Annotated in this window: 2 protein-coding genes; both read right to left on the bottom strand. The window is 43.1% G+C overall.

The genetic code is table 11. From position 1 onward, the window contains the following. Positions 1 to 1,261 (bottom strand): glycoside hydrolase family 1 protein (locus tag WBV27_RS07530; protein ID WP_424200832.1); only part of this gene is annotated, 1,261 nt, incomplete at its 3' end. Then, positions 1,251 to 2,927, bottom strand: a 1,677-nt coding sequence (locus WBV27_RS07525) for a glucose PTS transporter subunit IIA (RefSeq protein ID WP_424200830.1), incomplete at its 5' end; no start/stop codon positions are given. The genes WBV27_RS07525 and WBV27_RS07530, both read right to left, overlap by 11 nt.

Below are 2,927 nucleotides of genomic sequence, written 5' to 3'. Positions count from 1 at the left end.
CATCCACACCATCTTTTACAGCCTCTTTAAGTGCTGCTACATGTTCTTTTAAATAGGCAATCCGATAAACATCGTTGATTTCTCCATTTTCGAGAACGTCTTTGGCACCCAGTCCATTTTCGACGATCATAATCGGGATTTGGTAACGATCATACACACGATTGAGCAAGTAGCGCAACCCGCTGCCGTCAATTTGCCATCCCCACTCGCTTTCCTGTAAATATGGATTTTTGACTCCGAATCCAGAAATCAGATTACCGGCAGCCTTGTCACCGGCTAATGCATCCCCCTCAGCTCTTCCACTTACACAAAGCGTCTGATAATAACTGCAAGAATAAAAATCCACACAGCCCTTTTTCAGAACCTCAGTATCTTCCGGCAATGCTTGAATCGAAAGATTATTTTCTTCAAAATAGCGTTTAGAATAGCTTGGGTAATCTCCCCTTATCATGACGTCACTGCAAAACATATTCTTCATCTGTTCGTGCTGTAATGCTGCAAATACATCCTTGGGGTGGCAAGTCAAAGGATAACCGGTCATCGTAGCGATCATGCATCCCACCTTGAATGCTGGATTAATCTCATGGGCAAGCTGAACAGCTTTTGCGCTGGCCACAAATTGATGATGCAATCCCTGATGCCGCGTCTGATCATTATTGATTTCGGAGCGCATCGTTGCATTCAGACCAATGGCTGTCCGGATACCAAACACATTCAGGGCACAGTTGATTTCGTTGAACGTTATCCAATATTTGACTTTGTCTTGATATCTAGTGAACAGCGTTTCACAATATTTCAAATACAGTTCAATCATCTTTCTATTTGTCCAACCGCCTTGAAGCGCCAAATTCCACGGTGATTCATAGTGTGAGATTGTAACGATAGGCTCAATATCATATTTTCTCAGTTCGTCGAATAAACGATCATAGAATTGCAGGCCTTTCTCATTGGGATTTTGTTCGTCCCCATTTGGAAAAATTCTGGTCCAGGCAATGGACATGCGATAGGCCTTCATCCCCATCTCGGCCATCAGCTTGATATCTTCTTTATAATGGTGATAAAAATCGATAGCCTTATGAGAGGAATAGAATTCATTTTCAAAGGCACTATCTGCTTCTTTTCTCATGCCTTCATCAAAATCTGTCGAAAGCGTATCGATAACACTGACACCTTTGCCGTCTGCATCCCAGGCTCCTTCAATTTGATTCGCCGCCGTAGAAGCGCCCCAAAGGAAATCCTCTTTAAAAACTTTACTTAACATACAGTACCTCCGAATTTCCGCTTAATTCTCCCGTTTCTTTCAGGTTAATTTGTTTATAGTCTTTCGAATTAGTTATGACCACAACAGTAGTGGAATCGTATCCCGCCATCTCAATGGCTGCCTTATCAAACTCTAAAATTGTTTGACCTTCTTTAATATAATCCCCTTGTTTCACAAGTAAATTGAAGTGCTCACCTTTCAGATTCACGGTATCCAATCCGACATGAATCAACATTTCCAGGCCATCCGTCCGTTTCAAACCAATTGCATGCTTGGTTGGGAAAACAAAAATCACTTCTGCATCAAAGGGCGCTATCACTTTCCCTTCAGATGGGACAACTGCAAATCCTTCACCCATGCTCTTCGTCGAAAATGCTTTATCATTGACCAACTCTAAATCGATCACTTTCCCTTTGACAGGCGTCTTGATCATCGCATCATTGGTGTCCGTCAGATCTTCGAAACCGATGAAATAGGTAATAACAAAGGTGATGATGAACGTGACCGGAATACTGCTAAGACCGAGAAGCATATTTTTTGCCGATCCTGCAAAGAGTGGTGCCGTTAGGACACTAGGCGTAACAAATGTAGGTGCAGTTATTCCTAATATTCCGATATAACAGCCGCCAAGCAACGCCCCAATAAGCATTGCGATAAATGGACGCTTCAACCGAAGATTGACACCGTATAGAGCCGGCTCGGTGATTCCTAGTAAAGCAGAAACGGTAGCAGAGATAGCCGTCGAGCGTAGGACCTTATTCTTGGTCTTGAAAGCAACTGCCCCTGCAGCACCAGCTTCTGCAATATTCCCTGCTAGTCCTGAAGGTAAAAATATCGAATCGAAACCTTGTGTAGCAAACATCTGTACCAACAATGGGATCGTGACATTATGCGTACCAGTCAATACCATGAGCGGGAATAAGGCTGCATTTATGCCGACCGCTAACCATCCCCATTGATTCATGATGTTTACAATAACAAAGAACCCATCCCCTAATAGCGCTGCTGCTGGTCCGATGATGATCAGCATGATCGGTGCAACGATCAAGAGCGACAACATGGGCCTCAAGAAAACCTTCACTACGGATGGACTGAATTTGTTGGCATATTTGTCCACATACTTTAATAGCCAAACTGCAAAAATAACAGGAATCGCTTGTGAACTGTAATTTACAATTTTCATGCTCATACCGAAGAAACTTGAGTAACTTCCCGCCTCTCCTAAAGTAAGGAAATTAGGATGAAGCAAAATTGCTGCCAAAACCATGGAAAGGAAAACATCAACATTCATTTTCTTAGCTGCATTGTAGGCTACAAAAAATGGCAAGAAATAGAACACGCTATCTCCGATTGTATTCAGAATCGTAAAGGTAGAAGATGCACGATCCAGCCAACCAACATAATTGAGCAATACAGCCAATACTTTGATCATACCCGATCCGGCGATCACCGGAATGGCAGGAACAAAGCAACTGATCATAGTATCCAAAGCCTGTTTTGCGATCCCGATAATGGTTCTTTTCCCTTTTGCCTGCTGCTCGTTATTTTCTTCTCCCAGACCCGTCTGCTCAACGACCTCTTCATACACATCGCTTACGTTCGGCCCGATGATCACTTGAAATTGGCCACCAGATTTGGATAGCCCAATCACTCCACTGGTATTCTC

This window comes from Trichococcus sp., from assembly GCF_049589555.1.
Lineage (GTDB): Bacteria > Bacillota > Bacilli > Lactobacillales > Aerococcaceae > Trichococcus.
The sequence above is the reverse complement of the archived record's forward strand: the minus strand, read 5'-3'. Positions and strand labels throughout refer to the sequence as shown.